We start from the raw sequence: 25,779 nt of genomic DNA, 5'->3' as shown, positions 1-25,779 counted from the left end.
ACGCGTGTTCCTCTGCCATGAGGGATGAAACGCGCGGCGTGGCGCGTTTCATCCCTTGTCACAAGCGAATGGGCATAGGCGAATGGATCGCCTGACGATGCAAGACGGCGCAAGGAGCGGATCGGGTGATTTTGAACCGGCTGACGATCGGATGGATGGCGGCGACGCTTGTGGCTTGCGCGGTCGCTTCGCCTGCCGTCGCGCAGATCGGCCTGCCGTCCTCCCTTCCGTCGCTGCCTTCAGGCCTGACCGATCGCATTCCGCAAAGGGGAACGCTTGAAGGTCTGGCGCGCGATGTCCTCGAGGATGCGCTCACGGCGCCTGCTCGCCTGACCGATCTAGTTCGAGGCTCGCGCGGCGCGCTCCAGACGGATCCGAATGGCTGGCCCGTGGTCACGGGCGAGGTCGTGGCGGTTGATTTGCCGCAGCACGCGCGGAATCAGGCTCTGGCTGCGGGCTTCATCGTTCTGCGCGAAGAGCGTCTTGACGCGCTTGACCTGTCGATCGTGGTCTTGGCGCCCCCGCGTCGCCTGACCCTGGATCGCGCGGTGCGACGACTTCGCGAAATGGCGCCCGGCGCGGAGATCACCTTCAACCACATCGCCTCTCCTGCCGGAATGACGGCCGCCCCTCTCGCGCCGCCCGCCTCCCCAAAAACGAACGGCGCGGCGCCGGGCGCCCGCCTTGGATTGATCGACACAGGCGTCGAAGCGACCCACCCGGCCCTGGCCGGATCGGCCATCGAGCAACGCGGCTTTTCCGGCCCGCCGCAAATGGGCGCGCACGGCACAGCGGTCGCATCGCTGATGGTCGGGAATGCGGGGGGCTTCAAGGGCGGCGATCCCGGCGCGGCGCTTTTGGTGGCAGACATCTACGGCGGTCGCGCGGCGGGCGGGTCGGCGACAGCCTTGGCCTCGGCCCTGGCCTGGATGGTCGAACGTCACGTCGCCGTCGTGAACATCAGTCTGGTCGGGCCGCGCAACGCTCTGATCGAACGCGCGGTGTCGGCGGCGCAGCGGCGCGGCGTCATCCTGGTCGCTGCGGTCGGAAACGACGGCCCCGCCGCCCCGCCCCTCTACCCCGCCGCCTATCCGCAGGTCGTCGGCGTCACCGCCGTCAACGCCCAGGGCCGCGTCCTTCCCGAAGCGGGGCGCGGAGATCAGGTCGATTACGCCGCGCCGGGCGCCGACATGGCCGCCGCCGGACGCGCCGGCAGTTTCGTTTCGGTGCGCGGCACCTCCTTCGCCGCGCCGCTGGTCGCAGGCCTGATCGGCAAGTCCGGCCGCCAGGGTTTGACCGCGGTCGACGCCGGCGCATCCGGCCGCGACGCCGTCTATGGCCAAGGGGTTGTGGGCCTCTCCCTGCGCACCCCGCCAGCTGCTGTCGGCGCGCGCGGACGTCTGGCGTCGTAAAAAAGATTCGTCTGCCGGGATGAAACTGACCGACGCCGTCGTTGGACCCTGTGAGGGCGATCAAAGCCCGGAACAACAGGAGATACGACGATGAAAAAGACCCTGATGACCGCGACCGTCGCCTTCGGCCTGATGCTGGCCGGCGCCTCGCAGGCTCAAATCCTGGGCGGCTCGGGCGGTCTGGGCGGCAATCTCGGCGGCAGCCTGGGCGGCCAGGTCGGCGGTCTGACCGGCGGCGCAACGGGCGCCGGCTCTCTGACCGGAAACCTGGGTGGTTCGCTGGACAGCTCGCGCGTCACCGATCGTGCGACCTCCACCCTGACCCGCGCCGAACGCCGCGCTCAACAGGCCCGCGCACGCGCTGAGGCCACGGCGGCCCGCACCCGCGACGCCGCAGCCTCGACGGCGAGGACGACGGTCGGCACGGCGCAAACCACCGCCGGCGCCGCACGTGATCGCGCGTCCGGTCTGGCTCAAGGCGCCGTGTCGACCGTGAACTCCGCCTCGGTCTCCGGCTCGGCTTCGGGCGACGCATCCAGCTCCGCCTCGACCTCGCGCGGCGATGCGGCGACCTCGGGCTCGGCCAACGGTTCGGCTTCCGCCTCACGCAGCGGCGTTGCGCTGTCGGCCGGCGCCAGCGCAAACGGCACGGCCAACGCCGGCGCCAAGCCCAACTGATCGTGAGTAGACTTTGGCGGCCCCCGGAGCATGCGTTCCGGGGGTTTTGTCTTACCCGATCAAAGCCCGCGCCGCCGCGCGGGCTTCGTCGGTGATCTCAGCCCCGGACAACATGCGCGCGATCTCTTCCTGACGGCGCTGGTCGTCCAGGGCGACGACGGTGGTGGTCGTCAGGCCGTCGCGGTCGGCCTTCATCACCTTCCAGTGGGCATGGCCGCGCGCGGCGACCTGCGGGCTGTGGGTCACGACCAGGACCTGGGCTCCGCTCGACAGGCGTTTCAGGCGCGACCCCACAGCCTCGGCCACCGCGCCGCCCACGCCCTGATCGACCTCGTCGAAGATCATCACGGGCTGACGCATGTCCTCGCGGCTCGCAAGAGCAGCCTTCATCGCCAGGGCGAAACGCGCCAGTTCGCCGCCCGAGGCGATGGCGTCCAGCGGGCCGAAGTCGGTTCCGGCGTTGGTGGCGATCTGGAACCGCACCGTCTCGACGCCGTCCGGCCCGCGTCGGCCCTCGATCGGATCCAGCGCGACGCGGAACCGCGCGCGCTCCAGCTTCAGCGGACCCAGTTCTCCCATGACGGCGGCGGTCAGACGCTCGGCGGCGGCTTCCCGCGCCGAGGTCAGGAAAGTGGCCGCCAGATCATAGGCTTCCGCCGCCTCGGCCGCCTCGCGCCCGGCATTGGTCAGCGCCTCCTCGCCATCTTCAATCAGCCGAAGCTGCTCGCGCAGGCGAATGCGCAGGGTCGGCAGGGCATCGACAGTGGTGTGCAGCTTGCGGGCGGCGGCGCGCAGGGCGAACAGACGCTCCTCCGCCTTGTCCAGACGGCCGGGCTCATAGTCGAAGGCGTCGGCGGCGGCGTCCACGGCGGCGAGGGCTTCCGCCGCCTCGACCATGGTGCGGTCGATCGCCTCCACGGCGGCCGACAGTTTGACGATGACCGGATGGTCGCCCTCGGCGCCCGCTTGCCCTGCCCGCTGGCGCGCATGTTCGACAGCCCTCAACGCCGCGCCCAGCTTCTGGCTCAGCTTGTCGCCGCCTAGTTGGGTGCGCGCGTCGCCCAGATCCGCGATGGCCTTTTCGGCCGCGCCCAGCAGGGCGCGTTCGCCTGCCAGTTCCGTCTCTTCGTCGGCGCGAGGATCCAGCGCATCCAGTTCGGAGAGGTTCAGGCTGATCTCTTCACGCCGCGCATCGGCGTCCGCCGCCTGCGCCTTCAGCTCCGCCAGCCTGGCCTCGGCGGCCTTGAGCTTGGTGGAGGCCGAGGCGACCGCCGACAACTGCGGCTGCAGCCCGCCGTAGGCGTCCAGCGACGCGCGGTGCGTTCGCCAGTCCAGCAGGCCCACCGTCTCATGCTGTCCATGCACCTCGACCAGGGCCGCGCCGATCTCTCGCACGGCCGTCACACCGGCCGGCTGATCATTGACATAGGCCCGGCTGCGACCGTCGGCGCCCAAGACGCGGCGAAAGATCAGATCTTCCCCCGGCTGCACATCGAACCCCTTGTCGGCGATCAGATCCAGCAGATCGGGATCGTCGGGGGCGGAGAAGACGGCGGTGGCCACAGCCTGTTTGGCGCCATTGCGCACCAGGCCAGCGTCGCCGCGCCCGCCGAGCGCCAAACCGAGCGCGTCCAGGATGATCGACTTGCCGGCCCCGGTTTCGCCGGTCAGCACGGTCAGGCCATTCTCGACCTCGAGATCGAGCACGTCCACCAGGACGACGTCACGAATGGAAAGGGCGGTCAGCATCGCGTCAGGCGCCGGCGGAACGAATCATGACCGACAGAATCTCGATCCCCGCCGGATTGCACAAGCCGTCGCGTGATCAGCCCGGAATGATCCGCTGCAGCCAGCTCTCGCGCTTGCCCTCAGGCGCCTTGTCCGGCGTCTGGCCGTTTTCGGTCAGCAGCGCATAGGCCTCAGCGTACCAAGGGCTGCCCGGATAGTTGTAGCCCAGCACGGCGCCGTTGCGCGTCGCCTCTTCCTTCAGACCCAGCTGAAGATTGACCTCGACCAGGCGATAAAGGGCTTCGGGCGTATGGGAGGTACGCTGGAAGTCCGGGTTGGCGATCACGGCCTTGTAGCGGTTCAGGGCCGCCAGCGGCTGGTTGGCGCGCTGATAGTAGCGGCCGATATTCATTTCCTTGCCGGCCAGCTGGTCGTTGACCATGTCGATCTTGACGGCGGCGTCCGATGCATAGGGCGTGCCCGGATAGCGGCGCGAGACATCCTTCAGACCGGCCAGGGCGGCGGTGGCGTAACCTTGGTCACGGCCTACGTCGGTGATCTGCTCGAAGTTGCAGACCGCCTTCATATAGAAGGCGTAGGACGCCGACGGATTGCCGGGGAACAGCTGGATGAACCTGTCGGCCGCCGCGATGGCGTCAGCATAGGCGTTGTTCTGATAGTAGGCGTAGATCTGCATCAGGATCGAACGACGCGCCCAGTCCGAATAGGGATGCTGGCGTTCGACTTCCTGGAAATAATCGACGGCGTCGGACCAGCGGCGCTGCTGCAGCCGATCATAGCCGGTGTTGTAGAGCGCCTCGACCGGACGTTCCTCATAGGCCAGCTTGGGGCGGTTCTTGCCCGCGCAGCCTGAAATCGTCACTGCGGCGAGCGCCGCAGCCATCAGCACCATGCCTGAACGGAACTTAGAAGCGGACAAGGACGACCCCATGACGTGTGAAGGACGGCCCTGAAGCCGTTCCCCGGAAACCAACGCGGCGACCTCTAGCACCCGCAACCGAGCCGCGCCATGCCGAGGAAAACTCAGCATACGACTTGCCCTGCCCGGCTCCACTGGTAAAGAGCGCGCCAACCGACCGCCGTTCATGGGGGGCGGATGACGGCGAAAGGATGACCGGCCGATGAAGCTGCTCTCAGGCAACTCCAACCGCGCACTGTCTCAGGCGATCGCCGACCACCTGGATGCGCCCCTGACCAAGGCCCAGGTCAAGCGCTTCGCCGACAACGAGGTCTTCGCCATCATCGAGGAAAACGTCCGCGGCGAGGACGTCTTCATCCTGCAGTCGACCTCCTATCCGGCCAACGACAACCTGATGGAGCTGCTGATCATCACCGACGCCCTGGTGCGGGCCTCGGCGCGGCGGATCACGGCCGTCATCCCCTACTTCGGCTACGCGCGTCAGGATCGTAAGACCGGGGGCCGCACGCCGATCTCGGCCAAACTGGTCGCCAATCTGATCACCCGCGCCGGCGCCGACCGCGTCCTGACGATGGATCTGCACGCCGGTCAGATCCAGGGCTTCTTCGACATTCCGACCGACAATCTGGTCGCGACCCCCGTGTTGGCGCAGGACATCAAGGAAAACTACGCCCGCGGCGACGACCTGATGATCGTCTCGCCCGACGTCGGCGGCGTTGTGCGCGCGCGCGCCCTGGCCAGCCGCCTGGACGCCGATCTCGCCATCGTCGACAAGCGCCGGCCCAAGGCGGGCGAGAGCGAGGTCATGAACATCATCGGCGACGTGCAGGGCCGCCGCTGCATCCTGTTCGACGACATCGTCGATTCGGGCGGCACCCTGGTCAACGCCGCCAAGGCCCTGATCGACCAAGGCGCGACGGAGGTTTCGGCCTACATCAGCCATGGGGTTCTGTCCGGCCCCGCCGTCCAGCGCATCACCGACGGCCCGCTGAAGGAGTTGGTGATCACCAACTCCATCGAGCAACCCCACGAAGTTTTGAACTGCCCGAAAATCCGAGCGGTTTCCGTGGCTCCGCTGGTCGGAGAGGCTATCCGACGGATCGCGAACGAAGAATCGGTGTCGAAACTGTTCGATTAACCTTCGGATAACCATAAGGCCCGCCTTATAAGCGCCAACAGTATTGGCGCTTTTTGCGCGCGTAATCGCCTGAGGAAGTCTTCATGAAAACGGCCCTACTGAGCCGCGGCCTCTCGGCCGCCGCCCTCGCCGCCGCTGTCCTGCTCGCCAGTTGCGAGAGCGGACCCTCAAAGGCCGAGCTGGAAGCCCAGCGTCTGGCGGCGGAACTGGCCGCCCGCAAGCCACCCCCCGTGTCGCTGAATCAGGGCGTGGCGGACGCCGCCGCGATCTACGTCGCCTTCCTGCGCGAAGCCCAGACGATCCAGCCGGGCGGCTTCCCCGATGCGGAATCGATTCAGGCCGCCTTGCGCAAGGGTTCAGCCTATGACGCCGACCAGCTGTCGCGCGGCCTGATCGCTTACGGCGCCATCATCGCCCTGCAATCGCCCGAGTTCGTCGCCGGCGTGCAGCAGTATGCGATCGATCCGGCCCAGCGTCAGCGCATGGTCGCCCAGATCGTCGCCGACCCGGCCTATGCCGCCACCCTGCCCGGCGCCGATGCGGCCGCTGGCCTGATCTCGGCGACCGTCGGCAAGGACGCCATCGCCATGCGCGCCATCGCCGAGGCGATCGAGCAGGACGCCTATACCATCCAGGGCCGCAGCGATCCGCGCCGCCAATGGGCCATCACGCCCATTCCGAACCGTGAAGTGCGGCTGGAAAGTGCAAAGACCCTGTCGGCCGTGAAGATGTTGCCGTCGCCGGAGGAATCGAGCCGCCTGTTCGCCGCCGCCAACAGCGGCACGGGTTTGGGATTGGAGCCGTCGCGCAAGGGTCCGCCCTACACCCCCGCCGTCGTACGCTCGCTGGCCATCGCAGCTCTGGGCGCCCTGGGCTCCGGCGGCGACGAGGCGCGGGTCAACACCGAGGCTCTGACGCACGAGCCGAACAGCGAGTTCTGCATGGATATGTCCAAGCTGATGCTGTTCCAGTGCTTGGCCGCCTCACGCCCCAGCTACGAGGACATCTTCTGCCTGGGTCGTCACATCACCCGCGACCTTGCGACCTGCACCACCGAGGCGACGCAGATCACCACGATCGTCGTCGGCGACCCTCAGGAAACCGGCGCCGCGCCGGCGCGCATGCCCATCTCCGTCACCGTCCCGCAAGCGACGCCCGTCCCGACCCCGGCGGTTGCGACCACCCAATCGCTGAACACGACGCCGTCGCGCTAAGCGACACTTCGAACAGAGCAAGGCCCGCTCCGAGCGATCGGAGCGGGCCTTTTTCTTGGGCGATCGGCCTATTCGTAACCGTGCGCCGCTTCGTTGATGACCTGTGACGGCATGGACGAGAAGTCCACGGCGACGGGCGCCGCGGTCTTGGACTGATAGGTCCTCAGCACGTGCGTCAGACGACGACGCACCTCACGTTCGGCCTCCGTGCCGGTATCGAGCGCCAGGGGCGCCAGGCAGAAGTCGATGATGGCTTCGGTTCGGGTCAGCGGTTCCATTTGCGGGTTCCTTTCCGGGTTAAGCCGCGTGGGTGAACTGGGCAGTCTCGGTCGAGTCCTTCAGCGCCGTCGTCGAGGACGTGCCGTTGGAGATGACCGTAGCGACCTGGTCGAAATAGCCGGTGCCGACTTCGCGTTGGTGACGCGTGGCGGTGTAGCCGATGGCCTCGTTGGCGAACTCGCGCTGTTGCAGCTCGGAATAGGCCGCCATGCCGCGATCGCGATAACCGTCCGCCAGTTCGAACATCGAGTTGTTCAGGCTGTGGAAGCCGGCCAGGGTCACGAACTGGAACTTGTAGCCCATGGCCCCCAGCTCGCGCTGGAACTTGGCGATGGTGGCGTCGTCCAGCTTGGCCTTCCAGTTGAAGGACGGCGAGCAGTTGTAGGCCATCAGCTTGCCCGGATGAGCCTTCTGGACGGCTTCCGCAAACTTCTTGGCGTCGTCCAGATCCGGATGGCTGGTCTCCCACCACAGCAGGTCGGCGATATTGGCGTAGGACAGACCGCGCGCGATGCAGTGGTCCAGACCCGTGCCTTCCTTCAGGCGGAAGAAGCCCTCAGGCGTGCGGTTGTCGCGATCGATGAAGGGCTGGTCCCGCTCGTCGATGTCCGAAGTGATCAGCTGGGCGCTCTCGGCGTCCGTGCGCGCGACCGTGATGGTCGGCGTGCCCATGACGTCGGCGGCCAGACGCGCGGCGACCAGATTGCGCTCATGCGCCTGGGTCGGGATCAGAACCTTGCCGCCCAAGTGGCCGCACTTCTTCTCGGACGCCAGCTGATCCTCGAAGTGGACGCCGGCCGCACCCGCCTCGATGAAGGCCTTCATGATCTCGAAGCTGTTCAGCGGCCCGCCGAAACCGGCTTCCGCGTCGGCGACGATGGGAACGAACCAGTCGCGCTTGGCGCCGCCCTCGGCATGCTCGATCTGATCGGCGCGTTGCAGGGTGCGGTTGATGCGGCGGCACAGTTCCGGCGCGGCGTTGGCCGGGTACAGCGACTGGTCGGGGTACATGGCGCCGGCCGTATTGGCGTCGGCCGCGACCTGCCAACCCGACAGATAGATGGCCTTCAGCCCCGCGCGGACCATCTGCATGGCCTGATTGCCTGTGACGGCGCCCAACGCATTGATGAAGGGCTCGTCGTGCAGCAACTGCCACAGCCGGTTGGCCCCGCGCTCGGCCAGCGTATGGGTGATCGGCACCGAGCCGCGCAGGCGCAGGACGTCTTCAGGGGTGTAGGGGCGCTCGATGCCGTCGAAACGGCCGGCGGGCGAAGGCACCAGATCGGCGAAGGTGGTCATGGTCGAACTCGGTCTCTGAAGGGCGCGGCCGCAGCCGCCGTCTCGGAGACAAGAACACGCGCCGGTCAAAACTTATACAGCTCAAGTCCCACCAACAAAGTCATCTTGTCACATTATGACTTTGCCTGGACAGTCACATTGTGACATCATGCGGTCATGAAGACCGCCGCTGATCGCAAGCTGTTTCTGGGCGCCCGGCTCAAGCGGCTGCGGCGCGATCTGGGGCTGACCCAGACCGCCATGGCCGCCGATCTGGACGTTTCGCCAAGCTATCTCAATCACATAGAGCGCAACCAGCGCCCGGTCTCCGCCCAGCTCCTGCTGCGACTTGCGGACACCTATGATGTCGATTTACGCGCGCTGAATCAGGGTGGCGCAGCAGATGAGGCGCGTCTCACGGAAATCCTGACCGATCCGCTGTTCAAGGGCCTGTCCGCGCCCCGGCACGAACTGGTGCAACTGCTGGAAGAGGCGCCCGGCATGGCTGACGCCCTGCTGCGCCTCTATCAGGCCTTCGACGACGGTCGCACGCGCGCACGCGCCGCCGCCGAGACGGGCGAGAGCCCGATCGAGACCAGTCCCGCCGAATGGGTGCGCGAATACATCCAGTCGCGCGGCAACCATTTTCCCGAACTGGACCAGATGGGCGAGGCCCTGTCCGACGCCCTGTCCGCCGAGGCGCCCGCCCACGCCGACGGCTTCGAACCCGCCGCCCGTCATCGGCTGGCGGCCAAACACGATCTGGGCGTCCGCACGCTGCCGGCCGAGGTCATGGTGGAGTGGACCCGCCGCTACGACCTGCACCGCCGCCGTCTGCTGCTGTCGGAAACCCTGGGGCCGTCCTCGCGCGCCTTCGCCATCGCCTATCAACTGACCCTGGCCGAGCACGGGCCGGCGCTCAACGCGCTGGCGGAGACCGCAGGCGCCCCGGACGGACCGACACGCTCCCTGCTGAAGGTCGCCCTGACCAACACCCTCGCCGCCGCGACCCTGATGCCCTACGCCACCTTCCAGCGCGCGGCGGAAGAAACCCGCTATGACCTGGCCCGGCTCCAGGCCCGATTCGGCGTCAGCTACGAACAGGCCGCCCACCGCCTGACCACCCTGTCACGTCCCACGGCGCGCGGGGTGCCATTCTTCCTGATGCGGGTCGATCAGGCGGGCAACATCTCCAAGCGCTATGCGGCCGGCGCCTTTCCCTTCTCGCGCTTCGGCGGCGCCTGCCCGCGCTGGCGGCTGCATTCGGCCTTCCGCACGCCCGGCCGCATCGTCACCCAGATCATCGAGACTCCAGACGGCGGCCGCTGGTTCACCTTCGCCCGCACGGTCGAGCGGCAAGGCCACGACGGCTATGACGAGCGCCACGACCTCGCCGTCGGCCTGGGGTGCGAACTGCGTCACGCGCATCGTCTGGCCTACGCGCACGGCATCGACCTGCAGAACCCTGAGGTCACGCCCATCGGCCCGGCCTGCCGTCTGTGTCACCGTCACCCCTGCGCCGAACGCGCCGCCGCCCCCATCGACCGCCCGCTGGCGGTCGATGACTGGTCTAAGTCCGTCAGCCCCTATCCCTTCGGCGCGGCCTGAGGCCTAGCGCCTTTGATCGGCCGTGCGGTCGCGAATGGCGTTGAACTCGGCCGTCGGCTTCCACGCAGGCCAGCTTTCGCTGTCGGCCACCGTCAGCCCCAGCCGATACAGCAGGTCCAGGTTCTGCAAGGCGGCCGTGAAGTCATAGTCGGCCCGCCATTCGTCGGTCAGCTTGTGATAATATCTGGCCATCGCGCCCTCGTAATAGGGCTTGCCCGCCTCGATCCCGCCCTCGACGAAATCGCGGCCTGTCCACGGCATCAGGGCCGGCACCCCGCCGGCCGCGAAGTTGAAGTGGTCGGAGCGGTAGTAGAAGCCTTCCTCCGGATAGCCGTCGCCCGTCACCACCCGCCCCTGCACGGCGGCGAACCGGCCCAGGATATCCTCCAGCTCCGACTTGCCGACCCCGAACACCGCCACGTCACGCGTTGCGGGCGTAAAAGGCAGCATGTCGATGTTGATGTCCGCCGCCGTCTTGGCCAGCGGATAGACCGGATCGGCGGCATAGGCCTCCGACCCCAGCAGCCCCTGCTCCTCGGCCGTGACGTGCAGGAAGACCACGGTGCGCTTCGGCGCCGGCCCAGCCTTGAACGCCCGCGCCATCTCGATCAGACCGGCCGTCCCCGACGCATTGTCCCAGGCGCCGTTGAAGATGTCGTCGCCCTCGGCGTTCGGCGTCCTGGCCTTGCCGACGTGATCCCAGTGGGCGGAATAGAAGACGTATTCGTAAGGCCGCTCCGTGCCGGGAATCTTGGCCAGCAGATTGTTGGAATGGATGACCTCGGTGGTCTCGGCGATATCGACGCTGAGCCGTGCGTTCAGATCGATCACCCCGCCCAGACCCGTCGTCTTGGCGCGCGCCAGCGCGGCGCTCAGCGGTTCCCCGCCGATGGCCGCTCCCGTCTCCATATTGATCGAACCAGTGAACCGGGCGTCCTTGGCGCCTTTCACCGTCATCTGCGGCCGTGTCGCCCCGGCGACCGCACGCCGCCAACGGCCATCGACATCCTGAAGGCTGATGACGCCGACGGCCCCACGCCTCAAGGCTTCCTGCGTCTTGTGCGTCCCTGAACCGTAGAAGTTGGGGTCGGCGCCCATGCTGTCCGGCTGCCCCCGCAGCACGATCACCACCTTGCCGGTCAGGTCCGCGCTGCCATAGTCGTCCCATTGCGGAGCCGATATGCCGTAACCGGCGAAGACCAGCGGCGCCTCCCGAACCTTCACAACCGGGTCGGCCGGCCCGGCGCGCAGCGTGATATCGGTCCCCGAGACCAGCGGATGCGAGACGCCGTCCGCGCCGGCCCATGACGCCGTCGGCGCCCGCTCTGGCGTAAATCGCACCAGATCGACAGGCTGCAGCCATGATCCGTCGCGCCCGCCCGGCTCCAGCCCCATCGCCTCATACTGCGCCTGAAGATAGGCCAGGGTCAGCCGCTCGCCGATCAGGCCGGGAAACCGTCCCTCCATCTCGTCCGAGGCCAGATATTTGATGTGGTCCGACAGGCGTTGGGCGCTGAACTGAGGCGTCGCGGCCGAGGCGACGGCGAAGGCGTCCAGCTTCGGCGCCGGCGATGCGACTGGCGTTGTCGCGCAGGCGGCGAGCGCGAGCGCCGCGAGGGCGATCAGGGGTGAACGGCGATGGATCATTGAAATGACTCGACAGGCGGAATGACAAAGGGGCGGAGATTCCTCCCCGCCCCATCTCGATTTGTGAAAAGACTAGCGGCGTTCGGAGGCCGTCGTCGCGCGCACCGGCGCGAACTCCGAACCCGACTTCCACTGCGGCCAGTCGCGACCGTTCGCCAGGGCGCGACCGACATCATAGAAGACCGTCAGGTCGTCGATCATGCCGCTGTAATCCCAGTCGGGCGACCACTCATCCGCCGCCTGGTGATAGCGTTTGGCGCCGTATTCCGACCGCGCCGCCTCGCGCGCGGCGATCGGTTCGTCGCGGAACTCGCCGCGGCTGCCGGCATAGGCCATCGGCACGCCGCGCTTGGCCAGCGGGAAGTGGTCCGAACGGTAATAGGTGCCGGCCGCATTCTCGTAATCCGGCACCAGCGATCGGCCCTGCGGCTGGACCGCCGCCGCCAGACGCTCGTCGAAGTCCGACTGGCCATATCCGGTGACGCCCAGCCCCGTGACGCGGCCATAGACATTCATCGAGTCCATGTTGAACCCGCCCACCGTCTTGGCCAGCGGATAGATCGGGTTCACCGCATAGTATTCCGAACCCAGCAGGCCGCTTTCCTCGCCGGTGAAGCTGATCATCACGATGGAGCGTTCGGTGCGCGGCGCCCGGCCGAACATGCGCGCCAGCTCCAACAGGCCCGCTGTGCCCGAGGCGTTGTCCACCGCCCCGTTGAAGATGCGATCGCCGCTCGCATCCGGCTCGCCCATGCCGATGTGATCCCAGTGGGCGGTGTAAAGGACTGTCTCGTCCGGATGGGTCGCGCCCGGCAGGCGGGCGATGACGTTGTGGCTGGTGACCTGATTGGTGGCCACGTTGAACTCGGTCGAGAAGGATGCGCCGGGCAAGGCGACGGGCTGGAAGTCGCGGCTGCGCGCCTGCACCTTCAGCGCCTCGAAATCCAGACCCGCGCGGCGGAACAGGTCGACCGCCACGTCACGCTGGATCCAGCCCTCCATCGGCACGCGCTCGGCCGCCGCATTCTGGCGCAGGATGTCGAACTGCGGCACGCCCCAGGAGTTGGCGACCGTCTGCCAGCCGTAAGACGCCGGCGCCGTCTCGTGCACGATCAGCACGCCCGCCGCGCCCTGTTTGGCCGCCTCTTCGTATTTGTAGGTCCAGCGGCCGTAATAGGTCATGGCCTTGCCACCGAAGGTGTTCAGCGCCGGCTCTTCGAAGTCGGCGTCATTGACCAGCACGACCAGGATCTTGCCGCGCAGGTCTTGGCCCTTGAAGTCGTTCCATTGCCGCTCGGGCGCGTTGATGCCGTACCCGACGAAGACCAGCGGGGCATCCTTCAGGCTGACGTGTTCGGCCGGGCGGCGGGTCGAGATGGCGACCTCGCGCCCTTGGGTCATCGGCAGGGTCCAATCGCCCAGCTTCAGCGAGGCCCGCACGTTGGACTGGGTGAAGCGATTCAGGATCACGTCCTGAGTCCATTGGCCGTTCGGCCCGCCCGGCTCGAACCCGGCGGCGGCGTAGCCTTCGCTCAGATAGCGGATGACCTTGTCCTCGGCCGGAGTGGCGATGCCCCTGCCCTCGAAGCTGTCGTCCGACAGCGTCTTGATGTCCTGCGAGATCCGCGCCGCATCGAAAGTCGGGACGGTGTGAACCGCAGCGGGATTGGGCGCCGTGGCGCAGGCGGACAAGGCGGCGCTCGCCAACAAAACGGCGGCGAAAGAAGAGACAAGACGCATGAACTGAAGGCCCCACAGCCGGAAACGATACGCGACCCTAGGGGGCGAACTTCGCCCTGTCGATGCTGCGTCCCGGACCTTTCGTCGCAAACGAAAAGCCCGCCAAGGCGAACCTTGGCGGGCTTACGATTTCGATCCGGCGGCGATGCCCTTAGTGGGCGACGCCCTTCCAGATGCGGCGGTAGGCGACATAGGTGATGCCGGCGAACAGCAGCAGATAGATCATCACGCCGAACCCGGCCTGTTTGCGCTCGACCATCTTCGGCTCGGACGTCCAGGCGATGAAGGCCGCGACATCCTTGGCGTATTGATCGACCGTTTGCGGCGAACCGTCGTCATAGGTGACCAGGCCATCCTTGAGCGGCGGCGGCATGGCGATAAAGCCGCCGGGCGGAACGTGCTTGTGATCGCCGGTCCAGAACGGCGTCAGGTCGCCGGCCATATAGGGGTTGTAGTGCTGCCCGTCGCGGATCTGCAGGCCGGCCGGAGCCGCCTTGTAGCCCGACAGCAGCGAATAGATGTAGTTGGCGCCGTCGTGACGAGCCTTGGCCATGACCGAAAGGTCGGGCGGCGCGGCGCCGCCGTTGCCCGCCGCCGCCGCCGTGGCGTTCGGATAGGGGGCGCGGAACTTGTCGGCCGGCGTGGCGTCGCGCTGGATCGGCTCGCCGGTCTCGCTGTCGATGTCGCCGACCTGATTTTCCTTGGCCAGAGCCTTCACGACAGGGTTGTCGTTCGGGTTCGGGTACTTCGGATTCCAGAACGGCCCATGACGGTCGCCCAGGTTCCGATAGTGCATCAGGTTCATGCTGTGACAGGCGGCGCAGACCTCGTGATAGACCTTGTAGCCGCGTTGCAGCTGGCCCTGGTCATAGGTGCCGAACGGCCCTTCGAAGCTGAACCCGCCCGAGCGCGGATGGGCGGCGGCGCCCGACGCCATGGCGGGAGCGGCGCTCATTAGGCCCAGCGCAATCGCGGCCGAGGCGATGATCGTCTTGAACGACACGGTCTTCATTCCAATCGTCATGATTTTCAGACCTTGTGCTCGACGGCGCCGGCGCCGGTCAGGACCGGCTCGGAGATCGTCGCCGGGATCGGCAGCGGCTGCTCCTTCAACCCGACCAACGGCATGATGATCAGGAAGAAGACGAAGTAGTAGAGGGTGAAGACCCGCGTCAGCCACAGGTAGGAGTTCAGGTCGCCGTCGATCAGGGTGAAGGTCTTGAACGACCCGATCACCGGCGCGTCAGGCAGCTGACCACCGCACCAGCCCAGGCCCACGCCCACCACCAGGAAGATGATGAAGAAGGTCCGCATCGTCGGGCGATAGCGCATCGAGCGCACCTTGGACGTATCCAGCCAGGGCAGGACGAACAGCACGCCGATGGCGCTGAACATCGCCACCACACCGCCGAACTTGTCCGGGATGGCGCGCAGGATTGCGTAGAAGGGCAGCATGTACCACTCGGGCACAATGTGCGCCGGCGTCTGCAGCGGGTTGGCCGGAATGTAGTTGTCGGCGTGGCCCAGAGCGTTCGGCTGATAGAAGACGAAGATGGCGAACAGGATCAGGAACAGGATGATCGCAAAGCCGTCCTTGACCGTGAAATACGGGTGGAAGGGCAGCGTGTCCTTCTTCTCCCGATCCTTGGGGATCAGGATGCCGACCGGGTTGTTCTGACCGGCCGAGTGAAGCGCCCAAAGGTGAAGCACGACGCAGCCCAGGATCGCGAACGGCAGCAGATAGTGCAGCGAGAAGAAGCGGTTCAGCGTCGCATTGTCGATCGCCGGGCCGCCGCGCAGCCAGATCAGGATCGGCTCGCCCAGCACAGGAATGGCGCCGATCAGGTTGGTGATGACTTCCGCGCCCCAGAACGACATCTGGCCCCAAGGCAGGACGTAGCCCAGGAAGGCGGTGGCGATCATCAGGAAGAAGATCACGCAGCCGATGATCCAGATCATCTCGCGCGGCGCCTTGTACGAGCCGTAGTAGAGGCCGCGCAGCATGTGCAGATAGACGGCGATGAAGAACATCGACGCGCCGTTGGCGTGGACATAGCGGATCAGCCAGCCGCCGTTGACGTCGCGCATGATGCGCTCGACCGAGGCGAAGGCCAGGTCGACGTTCGGCGTATAGTGCATGGCCAGGACGATGCCGGTGACGATCTGCGTCATCAGGCACAGGGCCAGGATGCCGCCGAAGGTCCACCAGTAGTTCAGGTTCCGCGGCGTCGGCAGGGACATGTAGTCCGCGCCGAAACGGATGATCGGCAGCCGGGTGTCCAGCCACTTCTCGACGCCCGTCTTCGGGACGTAGGTGCTCTCGTGATCGCTCATGATTCCCCCTTGGTCCTCAGCCGATCTTGACGCGGGTGTCGGACAGATAATCGTATTCCGGCACCACCAGGTTCAGGGGCGCCGGCCCCTTACGAATGCGGCCGGAGGCGTCGTAGTGCGAGCCGTGGCAGGGGCAGAACCAGCCGCCGTAATCGCCCGCGCCGAAGGTCGGCACGCAGCCCAGGTGCGTGCACGAACCGATGACGACCAGATATTTCTCGTGGCCCGGCTTGGTGCGCTCGGCGTCGGTCTGGGGCTGCTTCAGGTCGGGCGCGTGATCGTCCGCGATGACCTTCTGCAGCTCGGCCGGGGTGCGGTAACGCACGAACACCGGCTTGCCCTGCCATTTGATGACGACCTGCTGGCCTTCCTGAACCTTGGTCAGGTCGAACTCGATCGACGCCAGCGCCAGCGTATCGGCCGCCGGATTCATCTGATTGATCAGCGGCCAGGCGATCATGGCGCCCGCGCCGACCGCTGCGGCGCCCGCCGCGATGTAGATAAAGTCCCGACGATTGGGATCACCGCCCTCAGGGCTGTGACCGTCTTCCGTATGCACGACCGATTCGGCCACGTTTCCACCTCTCGAACGCCGCAGAAGACCCCAAGGGCGTCCCCAGCCACGGCACGAACCAACAAAAGACGCCGGGAATCCCCGACGGCCCGTGACTTGCGCCGCGTTGGACGCAAGCTGCTGACGTTTCTTGCGAAACGCTCGCAAACAGACCGCGACAAACCCCCTCGCCGCGCGTATGTCAGGCCTTAGAATGCGTCTCGCCCTTTTTCAACCGGACATTCCTCAGAACGTCGGAGCCTGCATCCGATTGTCGGCCTGTTTCGGCGTCGATCTGCATGTGATCGAGCCGACGGGCTTCCGTTTTGACGACCGCGCCATGAAGCGCGCCGCGCTCGACTACGGCTCGCTGTCCCACATGACCCGCCACGCCGGTTGGGAGGCCTTCCAGGCGGATCGTCCGGCCGGGCGGATGGTGCTGCTCACGACCAAGGGCGCGACGCCCCTGCCCGATTTTGTCTTCCAGCCTGACGACACCCTGCTGTTCGGCAAGGAAAGCGCCGGCGCCCCCGACTACGTCCACGCCGCCGCCGACGCGCGCGTCGTCGTGCCGCTGCGACCCGACGCGCGCTCGCTGAACCTGTCGGTCACCGCCGGCATCGCCCTCTGGGAAGGCCTGCGCCAGACCGGCGGGGTCGGTCAGTTCTGAGCCGAAGCGGGCTCCAGCCGCGCCATCGACGGCCGTTCGCCGGCCTTTGACGCCGCAACGGCCTCGACCGCCCGCATGACCCGCAGCAGATTCTCGCCAGCGATCTTGCGGATGTCGGCCTCGGTCCAGCCCGCCTCCATCAGGGCCGCCAGAATTTGCGGATAGGCGTCCACCCCGCCCATGCCTTGGGGCAGGCTGCCGATGCCGTCGAAGTCGGCGCCCAGGCCGACGTGATCGATGCCCGCCACTTCGCGCACGTAATGAATATGCGCCACCACGTCGGCCAGGGTCGCCTGAGGCGTCGGATTGGCGGCGGTCCAGGCCGTCAGCCCAGCCTCCACCGCGCCGGGATCACCGGGGTTCAGGGTCTTCAGCCGCGCCTCCTCGCCCGCTTTGGCCCCGTTCCAGGCTCGCACCGCCTCGGACACGAAGCCGGGGGCCAGGTTGATCATCACGATGCCGCCGTCCTGCGGCATCATCCGCAGCACCCGATCCGGCACGTTGCGCGGATGATCCGTCACCGCCCGCGCCGACGAATGAGAGAAGATCACCGGCGCATCGGACACGCGCATGGCGTCCAGCATCGTCTCCTCGGAAACGTGGCTCAGGTCGACCATCATGCCCAGCCGGTTCATCTCCTTGACCACCTCTTCGCCGAACGGGCTGAGGCCTCCCCATTTGGGCGCGTCCGTCGCGCTGTCGGCCCAGGTCGTGGTCTTGGAGTGGGTCAAGGTCATGTAGCGTGCGCCGGCCCGGTAGAATTCCCGCAACAGGGCCAGGGAATCGTCGATCGAATAGCCGCCCTCCATCCCGATCAGGCTGGCGATCCGGCCCGATCTGAACACCGCATCCACCTCGTCCGCCGTGGTCGCCAGACCGAAGGTGTCGGGATGGGCGGCGATGATGCGTTTGGCCGTGTCGATCTGCTCAAAGGTTTCCTCGACCGCCTCCAGCGGTGTCAGGCTGGCGGGCACATAGACGGACCAGAACTGCCCTCCGACGCCCCCGGCCCGCAGGCGCGCGATATCGGTATGCAGTTTGGTCGACGCCGCCAGGTTCTTCGTCAGATCAATGGCGTAAACGTCGTTTCCATATTGCTGTCGCAGCGCCCACGGCAGGTCGTTGTGCCCGTCGATCAGGGGCGTGGTCTTCAAGATCGCCATCACCCTAGCCTCATCGGCGTCCTGGGCCTGGACCGCCCCTCCCAGCGCGAGCGAGGCGACGGCGACGGAGACGAGACGGCGGATCATGGACGGGTTCCTGAAAACGGCAGGCGGCCATTAGCGCCCGCGATTCTGCTTATGACAACCTGTCCGGATGACGCCGCCGCCGCGACGTGGTTCAAGCGCGCCATGAGCGACGCCGTCTTCTCCGATCCGCTCGACCTGAAGAAGGTCGAGACCCGCGCCTGGTTCGAACATCTGCGCGACCGCATCCATGCCGCCTTTGAGGCGCTGGAGGATGCCGCCCCCGCCGACCTGTTTCCCGGCGAGCCCGGTCGCTTCGTCCGCACCGCATGGGAGCGGCCCGAGGGCGGCGGCGGCGTCATGGGCATGATGCACGGTCGCCTGTTCGAAAAGGTCGGCGTCCACGTCTCGACGGTGCATGGCGCCTTCCCCGCCGACTACGCCAAGAATGTGCCCGGCGCCGACGTCGATCCGCGCTTCTTCGCGACGGGAATCAGCCTGATCTGCCATCCCGTCAGCCCGCGCATTCCGGCCGTTCACATGAACACCCGCTTCATCGCCACGACCAAGGGCTGGTTCGGCGGCGGCGGCGACCTGACGCCTGTGCTGATGGCGGATCGTCGTCAGGATCACCCCGACACCGTCGCCTTCCACGCCGCCATGAAGGCCGCCTGCGACGCCCACGACCCGACCTGGCACGCCAAATACAAGGCCTGGTGCGACGAGTATTTCTATCTGCCCCACCGCAAGGAGCCGCGCGGCACCGGCGGCGTCTTCTACGACCATCACGACAGCGGCGACTATGACCGCGACTTCGCCTTCACCCGCGACATCGGCCTGGCCTTCCTGGACGTCTATCCCCGCATCGTCGCCGGCCGCATGGCCGAGCCCTGGACGGCCGAGGAGCGTGAGGAACAGCTGATCCGCCGGGGCCGCTATGTCGAGTTCAACCTGCTCTATGACCGCGGCACCATGTTCGGGCTGAAGACGGGGGGGAACGTCGACTCGATCCTGTCGTCCATGCCGCCGGTGGTGAAGTGGCCCTAAGATAGATCCGCTCATCCCCGCGAAAGCGGGGACCCAGTGTTGTCGTGCGCACGACTGTCTGGATGACAGCTTCGAACCCGCCCAAACATTGATCGCCCAAAGGACTGGGTCCCCGCTTTCGCGGGGATGAGCGGGATTGGGGGAGGATTATCCCATCGCCTCGACGAACACGTCGCCGGCCCGGCTGCGATACCGTTCGCGGTGTCGTAACAGGCGGAACGGCCGCTCGGGCAGGGTGAAGGGCGCCGTCACCAGCCGCCCGGCGGCCACCGACGCATAGGCCACGCTTTCCGACAGGGCCGTGGCTCCCGCCCCCGCCTCGGCCGCCGCCAGCACAGCCTCGTTCGACGGCAGGGTCATCGACACCGACAAGGTCGTGGGATCGCCCCCCATGTCCCTCACCGCCGTCTCCAGCGTCGATCGCGTGCCCGACCCGACCTCGCGCAGCACCCAGGGCTGGCCCGCCAGATCCTTCGCCTCCAGCCGACGTCGCGTCGCCCACGGATGGTCCGGCGTCACCAGCACGGCCAGCCGATCCGACCCCACCTGAACCTGCGACAAAGCCGGTTCGTCCACCGCCCCCTCGACCAGGCCGATCTCGGCGGCGCCGCTCAGCACCGCCTGCGCCGCCTCGCGCGTGTTGCCGATCTCGACCGCCAGTTCGACGCCGGGATAGGCCGTGTGGAAATCCACCAATCGGCGCGGCAGCCAGTAGCTGGCGATGGTCTGGCTGGCGAACACCGCCAGACGCCCGCGCCGCAGGGCGCTCATGTCCGCCAGCGCCGCCTCGGCCGCCGCCGCTCGCGCCAGCACCGCCTTGGCCTCAGGCAGGAAGGCGCGGCCGGTTTCATTCAGCACCACGCCCCGCCCGACCCGATCGAACAGCCGCACGTCATGCTCGGCTTCCAGAGCGGCGATGGCGTTCGACACGGCCGACTGGGTCAGGTTCAGCGCTCTTGCCGCCGCCGTCACGTGGTCACGCTCAGCCACGGCGACGAAGATGCGCAGGCGTTCCAAGGTCACGATTGATCTCCAAATCGGATTAAAACGACCATAACTATCCGTTGGACCGCCGTCGAGGGCAGGCGCATCACGTTTGACGATGAAGTCCGCCGCCCTGCCCGCCCCCTTCCACGCGCCCACTTTGGCGTCGGTGACGGCGTTCGGGCGCACGATCCGGCCGGGCGTCATGCTGTGCCTGCTGGTCACTCTGGCCGCCATCGGCCTGACCAGCATCGAGCGCGATGTGATCGGCCATGTGTGGCTGGAGCCGCTGGTGCTGGCCATCCTGCTGGGCGCCGCCGTCCGCACTGCCTGGACGCCCGATGCGCGGTTCAAGGCCGGGATCGACTTCTCGGCCAAGACCCTGCTGGAGGTCGCGGTGGTGCTGCTCGGCGCCTCGGTCAGCGCCGCCACCCTGTCGTCGTTAGGGGCCGGCTTCGTTTTGGGCATCTTCGCCCTGGTCGCGCTCGCCATCATCGTCGGTTTCGGCGTCGGTCGCGCCCTAAGCCTTAACGCGCGCATGGCCCTGCTGGTCGCCTGCGGCAACGCCATCTGCGGCAACTCGGCCATCGCCGCCGTCGCCCCCGTCATCGACGCCGATGGGAAAGAGGTCGCCGCCTCCATCGCCTTCACCGCCGTGCTCGGCGTGATCGTTGTTCTGGCGCTGCCCCTGCTGGGCGGCCTGATCCATCTGAACGGCCTGCAATACGGCGCCCTGGCCGGTCTGACCGTCTATGCGGTGCCGCAGGTTCTGGCCGCCGCTGCGCCCTTCGGCGCGGTCGCCACGCAAACCGGCACGGTGGTCAAGCTGGTGCGAGTGCTGATGCTGGGCCCCGTCATCCTCGCGCTGTCGCTGATTTTCCGCGAGCGCGCGCCCGGCGCCGCAAAGCCCGGCCTTTCGCGCCTGCTGCCTTGGTTCATCATCGGCTTCCTTGTCATGATCGGCCTGCGCTCGTTTGACCTGATCCCGCATGCCGCGCTGGCGCCCATGGCCGCCGCCTCCAGCCTGCTGACTGTCGTCGCCATGGCTGCCTTGGGTCTCCAGACCGACATCCGCGCCGTCGCCCGCGCCGGCGGCCGCGTCGTCGCCGCCGTCATCCTGTCGCTGGGCGCCCTTGTGGTGCTGGCGCTGGCGCTGATCCGGCTGCTGGGCCTCTAGATCCCGCTGCCGTCATCCTCGACCGGCGGCGGGGTCAGCAGCAGGAAGGCGCGGATCCAGGCCGTCAGCACGGCCCGGTCGTTGGGCCGCTTCAGACTGTCGATCGCTTGATCCGCCACATCATGCGGGATGCGCGCCCCGCGCCGTCCCTCGATCAGGGCCGCCGCATAGTCCGGCTGAAACTCCGGGTGACACTGGAACGAGATCGCATCGTCGCCCCAGGCAAGGCCGGCGTACGGCGTGAACCCGCTGGATGCGATCACCCGCGCATCGTCCGAAACCGCGACGACCTGATCCTGATGCGACACGGGAATGGAGATCGTCCGCGCCCGCGGATGCATCCACGGCGCATCCTCACGCACGTCATAGCGGTGCAGCCCCACGCCCCAGCCCTTGTGCGACTTCTCCACCACGCCGCCGAACGCATGGGCCAGGGCCTGATGCCCGAAACAGATGCCGACCAGCCGCGTCCGCCCCCGCGCCGCCCTCAGCCAGTCGATCAGCTGCGGGATCCACGGCAGGTCGTCATAGACCCCCGCAGCCGATCCCGTGACGATGGCCCCCTGAAAGACCGACGGATCCTCGGGCAGTTGCCCCGACTGCACGTCGAACCGCGTCGTCGGCACGCCCTCGCCCAGCAAGGCTCGAAACCGCGCCGGATAGTCGTCGAAATCGTCCTTCAGATGCTCCGGCGGGTGTCCGGTTTCCAGAATGGCGATGCGCGTCATGCGATCAACCTAGTGTCTGCGGTCAGAAGGTCCAGACCTCGGCCCGTCCGCCCGCTTCGCCGAGCGCCCCGGCGACCCAGCCGCAAATCTCGGTCGCGGCCGCTTCCGCGCCCGCCGGTGGATTGACCACCACCATGGCGCAGCCGTTCATCTTCATCGGATTGGTCAGCGGCCTCAGCCGCGCCTCGGCGACCAGGGTCGGCCCCGCCTTGCCCTGCAGCCGCCGAATGAAGCCGTCGAAGGTCTCCAGATCCTTCAGCGGCGTCCAGATCGCCACCGTCGCCGTCGGATCGCGCCTCACCACCGAAATCGCGGTCTCGGCCGAGCGGATATAGTCGTCGGGCTTTTCGAAAGGCGGGTCGATCAGCACCAGCGGCCCGCGCACTTTCGCCGCCTCCCCCGCCACCGCCGCATAGCCGTCGCCCTCGCGCGCCTCGGCGTTCGCTCGCCCCGTCAGCGCCTCGGCCAGCATGGCCCGAACCGGCGGGTTCAACTCGAGCCCAACGTAGCGACCGCCGGGCGTCAGCGCGTCCGCGATCAGCAACGGCGACCCCGGATAGAACCGCGCCCCGCCGTCGGGATTCAGCGCCGCGACCTCGGCCGCCAGCGTGTCCATCAGCGGCGTCCGCCCGTCGGCAGACATCAACCGCGCCACGCCGGCCTCGGCCTCCTTCGACCGCGCGCCGTCGCCCGACAGATCGTACAGCCCCGCCCCCGCATGGGTGTCGAACACCGTCAGCGGCCCGGCCGCCTGCCGCGCTTTCACCAACCACAGCACCAGGGCGTGCTTGACCAGGTCGGCGAAGTTTCCGGCGTGAAAGCTGTGGCGATAGTTCATGCCGCCTCGTCTCGCGCCCGGCCCGCGCGGTCAAGCGGAACTCGCGCGCCAGACACGGCGTTCGGCCTAAGTCCTTGTACGGAAAGATGCGATGGCCGCCAAAACCACCCTCACCGACGCGCAACGCAAGCCGCCCAAGGGGGTCGCGACCCAGGCCAAGCGCGGCCTCGACCTGCGTGACAAGCACGACCGGGGCGGCACCGAGGTCGGCGTACGCCGCGCCCATCAGTTGGCGGATCAAAAGCCCGTCTCGGACAAGGACATCAAGGACATCTACAGCTATTTCGCCCGCCACACCGTGGACAAGGACGGCAAGGGCTGGGCCAGCCGCACCGATCCTTCGGCCGGCTATATCGCCTGGCTGCTGTGGGGCGGCGACCCGGCCGAGCGCTGGATCAAACGGCTGCATGAGCGCCTCGAAAAGGCGAACGGGTGATGGCCGACGGATCGCACGCCTTCGACATCGCCGCCGAAGTCCCCCAGGGCCTCAGCTATTGCAGCGACGAGTTCGCGGGCCTGACGCGCCGCCGCGCCGGCAAGGGCTGGTCGTATCGCGACGCCAAAGGCAAGACCGTTACAGACGCCAAGACCCTGGCCCGCATCCGCGCCCTGGCCATTCCGCCCGCCTGGACCGACGTCTGGATCTGTCCCAAGGCCAACGGCCATATCCAGGCCACCGGCCGGGACGTGAAGGGCCGCAAACAATACCGCTATCACAACGACTGGAGCACGGCCCGCTCGGAGAACAAGTTCGACAAGCTGCCGGCCTTCTCGCGCAACCTGCCGAAACTGCGCGACAAGGTCGAACATGACCTGGCTCTTCGCGGCGTCTGTCGCGACAAGGTGCTGGCCACCGCCGTGCGCCTTCTCGAGATCACCCTGATCCGGGTCGGCAACTCCATCTACGCCAAACAGAACCGCAGCTACGGCCTGACGACCCTGCACAAACGCCACATCGACGTCGACGGCGCGGCCCTGACGTTCGAGTTTCGCGGCAAGAGCGGCAAGGACCATAGCGTTAGTGTCAAGGACCGCCGCCTGGCCAAGGTCGTGCGACAGCTGGAAGGCCTGCCCGGCCAGCAACTGTTCAAATACCGCGCGGCCGACGGCACTTTGTGCCCGGTCGATTCCGACGATGTGAACGCCTACATCCGCGAGGCGATGGGCGAACAGTTTTCGGCCAAGGACTTCCGCACCTGGGCCGGCACCGTCTCGGCGGCTCGGGCGCTGCGCGACACCGAGGCCCCGACCTCGCACACCGACGCTAAGCGAAAGATCAGCGTCTGCGTCAAGGCCGTCGCCGGCCTGCTGGGCAACACCCCCACCGTCTGCCGCGCGTCTTACGTCCACCCCAAGGTCTTCGACCTGTTCGAAAGCGGCGAAATCGGCAAGGCCTTACCGGGCTCGGAAACCAAAGGGTTCGAGAAGGCCCTGATCAAACAGCTTCTGGCTGTCTGATCAGCGCTGCGCGTCTCTCAGGCGGCCTTGTCCCAGTCCAGGACCACCTTGCCCGACTGGCCCGACTTCATGGCTTCGAAGCCTTCGCGGTAGTCGGCGTAGCCCAGGCGGTGAGTGATCAGCGGGCTGAGGTCCAGGCCGGCTTTCAGCAGCCCCAGCATCTTGCGCCAGGTGGTGAACATCTCGCGGCCGTAGACGCCCTTGATGGTCAAGGCCTTCAGGATGATCGCGCCCCAGTCCGTCTCCATCGGCTTGCCGGGAATGCCCAGCAGCGCCATGCCGCCGCCCATGATCAGGGTGTCGACGCACTGTTTGAAGGCGATGGGCGAGCCCGACATTTCCAGCGCCACATCGAAGCCGACCTTCAGGCCCAGCTCTTTCATCACGTCGTGGATGTCTTCCTTGGTCGTGTTCACGGTGCGAACGCCCGGCGCCACCTTCTGCGCCAGCTCCAGCCGGAAGTCGTTGATGTCGGTCAGGACCACGGTGCGCGCGCCGGCGTGCCGCGCCACGGCGGCCGCCATCATGCCGATGGGGCCGGCGCCGGTGACCAGCACGTCCTCGCCCAGCAGGTCGAACTGCTGCGCCGTATGAACGGCATTGCCGAACGGATCGAGGATCGAGCCGATCTCATAGGGCACGTCGTCCGGCAGTTCGATGACGTTGAAGGCCGGGGCCACGACGAACTCGGCGAAGGCGCCCTGACGGTTCACGCCGATGCCGCGCGTCTTCGGATCCAGGTGGAAGTGACCGGCGCGGGCCGCCTCGGAGTTCAGGTCGATGACGTGACCCTCGGCCGAAACGCGCTGGCCGATCTTCAGCGGCCGATCGACGTCCTTGCCGATGGCGACGATCTCGCCGGCGAACTCGTGGCCGGTGATCATCGGGGTCGGGACGTTCTTCTGGGACCATTCGTCCCAGTTCCAGATGTGGATGTCGGTGCCGCAGACGGCGGTGCGATGCACCCGGATCAGCACATCCTCCGGTCCCGCCTCGGGGATCGGCGCATCGATCAGTTCCAGGCCGACGCCGGGCGCGGTCTTGGCCAGGGCCTTCATCGTGTCGGTCATAGTCTCAACTCCCTGAAATCGTGGCTCCGGGTTCATCCCGAAACCGGCGGCTGAGGCCCCACGCCTCCTCG

Annotated in this window: 24 protein-coding genes; 10 read left to right on the top strand and 14 right to left on the bottom strand. The window is 67.2% G+C overall.

What is annotated here, in order from left to right:
* The first annotated feature begins 125 nt into the window (after positions 1–125).
* Positions 126–1,412, top strand: coding sequence for a S8 family serine peptidase (locus LG306_RS07485; protein WP_404419430.1), 1,287 nt, complete (start codon positions 126–128; stop codon positions 1,410–1,412).
* Positions 1,413–1,502: 90 nt separating this feature from the next.
* Positions 1,503–2,090, top strand: a complete 588-nt coding sequence (locus LG306_RS07480) for a hypothetical protein (protein ID WP_404419428.1) — start codon at positions 1,503–1,505, stop codon at positions 2,088–2,090.
* Between the two features lie 51 nt (positions 2,091–2,141).
* Here LG306_RS07480 and recN read toward each other — a convergent pair whose 3' ends face one another.
* Both recN and LG306_RS07470 read right to left on the bottom strand, forming a co-directional pair.
* Positions 2,142–3,839, bottom strand: coding sequence for a DNA repair protein RecN (gene recN / locus LG306_RS07475; RefSeq protein WP_404419426.1), 1,698 nt, complete (start codon positions 3,837–3,839; stop codon positions 2,142–2,144).
* Positions 3,840–3,915: 76 nt separating this feature from the next.
* Complete coding sequence (locus LG306_RS07470) at positions 3,916–4,770, bottom strand: outer membrane protein assembly factor BamD (RefSeq protein ID WP_038293489.1); 855 nt, start codon at positions 4,768–4,770, stop codon at positions 3,916–3,918.
* A gap of 190 nt (positions 4,771–4,960) precedes the next feature.
* Between LG306_RS07470 and LG306_RS07465 the strand changes: the two genes are divergently transcribed.
* Both LG306_RS07465 and LG306_RS07460 read left to right on the top strand, forming a co-directional pair.
* Positions 4,961–5,896, top strand: a complete 936-nt coding sequence (locus LG306_RS07465) for a ribose-phosphate pyrophosphokinase (protein ID WP_404419423.1) — start codon at positions 4,961–4,963, stop codon at positions 5,894–5,896.
* An 83-nt stretch (positions 5,897–5,979) separates the two neighbouring features.
* The gene (locus LG306_RS07460; protein WP_404419421.1) at positions 5,980–7,110 is read left to right on the top strand and encodes a hypothetical protein; all 1,131 of its coding nucleotides are present in this window, start codon (positions 5,980–5,982) and stop codon (positions 7,108–7,110) included.
* A gap of 68 nt (positions 7,111–7,178) precedes the next feature.
* On the opposite strand, the gene LG306_RS07455 is transcribed toward LG306_RS07460, so the two are convergent.
* A complete protein-coding gene (locus tag LG306_RS07455) occupies positions 7,179–7,388 on the bottom strand; it encodes a hypothetical protein (RefSeq protein WP_017504161.1) in 210 nt (69 codons plus the stop codon).
* A gap of 19 nt (positions 7,389–7,407) precedes the next feature.
* Positions 7,408–8,688, bottom strand: a complete 1,281-nt coding sequence (gene aceA, locus LG306_RS07450; RefSeq protein WP_017504162.1) for an isocitrate lyase — start codon at positions 8,686–8,688, stop codon at positions 7,408–7,410.
* 156 nt (positions 8,689–8,844) lie between these two features.
* Here aceA and LG306_RS07445 point away from each other — a divergent pair, with 156 nt between their 5' ends.
* Complete coding sequence (locus LG306_RS07445; protein WP_404419418.1) at positions 8,845–10,275, top strand: short-chain fatty acyl-CoA regulator family protein; 1,431 nt, start codon at positions 8,845–8,847, stop codon at positions 10,273–10,275.
* Between the two features lie 3 nt (positions 10,276–10,278).
* Here the strand turns inward: LG306_RS07445 and LG306_RS07440 are convergent, their stop codons facing one another.
* The 5 genes from LG306_RS07440 to petA form a co-directional block, all read right to left on the bottom strand.
* Complete coding sequence (locus LG306_RS07440) at positions 10,279–11,922, bottom strand: M28 family peptidase (protein WP_404419416.1); 1,644 nt, start codon at positions 11,920–11,922, stop codon at positions 10,279–10,281.
* Between the two features lie 72 nt (positions 11,923–11,994).
* Positions 11,995–13,662 carry a M28 family metallopeptidase gene (locus LG306_RS07435; RefSeq protein WP_404419414.1) on the bottom strand — a complete coding sequence of 556 codons (1,668 nt, stop codon included), beginning with the start codon at positions 13,660–13,662 and terminating at the stop codon, positions 11,995–11,997.
* Positions 13,663–13,813: 151 nt separating this feature from the next.
* Positions 13,814–14,686: a cytochrome c1 gene (locus LG306_RS07430; RefSeq protein WP_404419412.1), complete on the bottom strand. Its 873-nt coding sequence runs from the start codon at positions 14,684–14,686 to the stop codon at positions 13,814–13,816.
* Between the two features lie 5 nt (positions 14,687–14,691).
* Positions 14,692–15,996: a cytochrome b N-terminal domain-containing protein gene (locus LG306_RS07425; protein WP_039245598.1), complete on the bottom strand. Its 1,305-nt coding sequence runs from the start codon at positions 15,994–15,996 to the stop codon at positions 14,692–14,694.
* 16 nt (positions 15,997–16,012) lie between these two features.
* Positions 16,013–16,570: a ubiquinol-cytochrome c reductase iron-sulfur subunit gene (petA, locus tag LG306_RS07420; protein WP_045810115.1), complete on the bottom strand. Its 558-nt coding sequence runs from the start codon at positions 16,568–16,570 to the stop codon at positions 16,013–16,015.
* Positions 16,571–16,763: 193 nt separating this feature from the next.
* Here petA and LG306_RS07415 point away from each other — a divergent pair, with 193 nt between their 5' ends.
* Positions 16,764–17,219, top strand: a complete 456-nt coding sequence (locus tag LG306_RS07415) for a tRNA (cytidine(34)-2'-O)-methyltransferase (RefSeq protein ID WP_404419409.1) — start codon at positions 16,764–16,766, stop codon at positions 17,217–17,219.
* On the opposite strand, the gene LG306_RS07410 is transcribed toward LG306_RS07415, so the two are convergent.
* Positions 17,210–18,469 (bottom strand): dipeptidase, encoded by a 1,260-nt coding sequence (locus LG306_RS07410; protein ID WP_404419407.1) that lies wholly within the window; start codon positions 18,467–18,469, stop codon positions 17,210–17,212. The genes LG306_RS07415 and LG306_RS07410 overlap by 10 nt on opposite strands.
* 102 nt (positions 18,470–18,571) lie before the next feature.
* Between LG306_RS07410 and hemF the strand changes: the two genes are divergently transcribed.
* The gene (hemF, locus tag LG306_RS07405) at positions 18,572–19,453 is read left to right on the top strand and encodes an oxygen-dependent coproporphyrinogen oxidase (RefSeq protein ID WP_404419675.1); all 882 of its coding nucleotides are present in this window, start codon (positions 18,572–18,574) and stop codon (positions 19,451–19,453) included.
* Between the two features lie 147 nt (positions 19,454–19,600).
* Here the strand turns inward: hemF and LG306_RS07400 are convergent, their stop codons facing one another.
* Entirely contained in the window at positions 19,601–20,476 is an 876-nt protein-coding gene (locus LG306_RS07400) for a LysR family transcriptional regulator (protein WP_404419405.1), read from the bottom strand.
* 79 nt (positions 20,477–20,555) lie between these two features.
* Here LG306_RS07400 and LG306_RS07395 point away from each other — a divergent pair, with 79 nt between their 5' ends.
* On the top strand, positions 20,556–21,614 hold the full coding sequence (locus tag LG306_RS07395) for a YeiH family protein (protein ID WP_404419673.1): 1,059 nt from the start codon (positions 20,556–20,558) through the stop codon (positions 21,612–21,614).
* On the opposite strand, the gene LG306_RS07390 is transcribed toward LG306_RS07395, so the two are convergent.
* On the bottom strand, positions 21,611–22,342 hold the full coding sequence (locus LG306_RS07390; protein ID WP_404419403.1) for a type 1 glutamine amidotransferase: 732 nt from the start codon (positions 22,340–22,342) through the stop codon (positions 21,611–21,613). The genes LG306_RS07395 and LG306_RS07390 overlap by 4 nt on opposite strands.
* A 22-nt stretch (positions 22,343–22,364) precedes the next feature.
* Complete coding sequence (gene rlmJ / locus LG306_RS07385) at positions 22,365–23,180, bottom strand: 23S rRNA (adenine(2030)-N(6))-methyltransferase RlmJ (RefSeq protein ID WP_404419401.1); 816 nt, start codon at positions 23,178–23,180, stop codon at positions 22,365–22,367.
* Positions 23,181–23,271: 91 nt separating this feature from the next.
* On the opposite strand from rlmJ, the gene LG306_RS07380 reads away from it, so the two are divergent.
* Together LG306_RS07380 and LG306_RS07375 are read left to right on the top strand one after the other, a co-directional pair.
* Positions 23,272–23,616: a hypothetical protein gene (locus LG306_RS07380; protein WP_404419399.1), complete on the top strand. Its 345-nt coding sequence runs from the start codon at positions 23,272–23,274 to the stop codon at positions 23,614–23,616.
* Complete coding sequence (locus LG306_RS07375; protein ID WP_404419397.1) at positions 23,616–24,638, top strand: DNA topoisomerase IB; 1,023 nt, start codon at positions 23,616–23,618, stop codon at positions 24,636–24,638. Before LG306_RS07380 ends, LG306_RS07375 begins: the two co-directional genes overlap by 1 nt.
* Before the next feature lie 17 nt (positions 24,639–24,655).
* Here LG306_RS07375 and tdh read toward each other — a convergent pair whose 3' ends face one another.
* Positions 24,656–25,696 carry an L-threonine 3-dehydrogenase gene (tdh, locus tag LG306_RS07370; protein WP_199059180.1) on the bottom strand — a complete coding sequence of 347 codons (1,041 nt, stop codon included), beginning with the start codon at positions 25,694–25,696 and terminating at the stop codon, positions 24,656–24,658.
* Between the last annotated feature and the right edge of the window lie 83 nt (positions 25,697–25,779).

The organism is Brevundimonas vesicularis, from assembly GCF_044807075.1.
GTDB classification, from domain to species: domain Bacteria; phylum Pseudomonadota; class Alphaproteobacteria; order Caulobacterales; family Caulobacteraceae; genus Brevundimonas; species Brevundimonas vesicularis_G.
The sequence above is the reverse complement of the archived record's forward strand: the minus strand, read 5'-3'. Positions and strand labels throughout refer to the sequence as shown.

Coding starts and splice junctions, on each gene's coding strand:
- LG306_RS07445 (WP_404419418.1), top strand. CDS start 8,845: ATGAAGACCGCCGCTGATCGCAAGCTGTTTCTGGGCGCCCGGCTCAAG.
- rlmJ (WP_404419401.1), bottom strand. CDS start 23,180: ATGAACTATCGCCACAGCTTTCACGCCGGAAACTTCGCCGACCTGGTC.
- LG306_RS07455 (WP_017504161.1), bottom strand. CDS start 7,388: ATGGAACCGCTGACCCGAACCGAAGCCATCATCGACTTCTGCCTGGCG.
- LG306_RS07440 (WP_404419416.1), bottom strand. CDS start 11,922: ATGATCCATCGCCGTTCACCCCTGATCGCCCTCGCGGCGCTCGCGCTC.
- LG306_RS07415 (WP_404419409.1), top strand. CDS start 16,764: ATGCGTCTCGCCCTTTTTCAACCGGACATTCCTCAGAACGTCGGAGCC.
- LG306_RS07395 (WP_404419673.1), top strand. CDS start 20,556: ATGAAGTCCGCCGCCCTGCCCGCCCCCTTCCACGCGCCCACTTTGGCG.
- LG306_RS07380 (WP_404419399.1), top strand. CDS start 23,272: ATGGCCGCCAAAACCACCCTCACCGACGCGCAACGCAAGCCGCCCAAG.
- aceA (WP_017504162.1), bottom strand. CDS start 8,688: ATGACCACCTTCGCCGATCTGGTGCCTTCGCCCGCCGGCCGTTTCGAC.
- LG306_RS07390 (WP_404419403.1), bottom strand. CDS start 22,342: ATGACGCGCATCGCCATTCTGGAAACCGGACACCCGCCGGAGCATCTG.
- LG306_RS07430 (WP_404419412.1), bottom strand. CDS start 14,686: ATGACGATTGGAATGAAGACCGTGTCGTTCAAGACGATCATCGCCTCG.
- LG306_RS07460 (WP_404419421.1), top strand. CDS start 5,980: ATGAAAACGGCCCTACTGAGCCGCGGCCTCTCGGCCGCCGCCCTCGCC.
- hemF (WP_404419675.1), top strand. CDS start 18,572: ATGAGCGACGCCGTCTTCTCCGATCCGCTCGACCTGAAGAAGGTCGAG.
- LG306_RS07470 (WP_038293489.1), bottom strand. CDS start 4,770: ATGGGGTCGTCCTTGTCCGCTTCTAAGTTCCGTTCAGGCATGGTGCTG.
- tdh (WP_199059180.1), bottom strand. CDS start 25,696: ATGAAGGCCCTGGCCAAGACCGCGCCCGGCGTCGGCCTGGAACTGATC.
- LG306_RS07465 (WP_404419423.1), top strand. CDS start 4,961: ATGAAGCTGCTCTCAGGCAACTCCAACCGCGCACTGTCTCAGGCGATC.
- LG306_RS07410 (WP_404419407.1), bottom strand. CDS start 18,469: ATGATCCGCCGTCTCGTCTCCGTCGCCGTCGCCTCGCTCGCGCTGGGA.
- LG306_RS07480 (WP_404419428.1), top strand. CDS start 1,503: ATGAAAAAGACCCTGATGACCGCGACCGTCGCCTTCGGCCTGATGCTG.
- LG306_RS07425 (WP_039245598.1), bottom strand. CDS start 15,996: ATGAGCGATCACGAGAGCACCTACGTCCCGAAGACGGGCGTCGAGAAG.
- LG306_RS07375 (WP_404419397.1), top strand. CDS start 23,616: ATGGCCGACGGATCGCACGCCTTCGACATCGCCGCCGAAGTCCCCCAG.
- recN (WP_404419426.1), bottom strand. CDS start 3,839: ATGCTGACCGCCCTTTCCATTCGTGACGTCGTCCTGGTGGACGTGCTC.
- LG306_RS07435 (WP_404419414.1), bottom strand. CDS start 13,662: ATGCGTCTTGTCTCTTCTTTCGCCGCCGTTTTGTTGGCGAGCGCCGCC.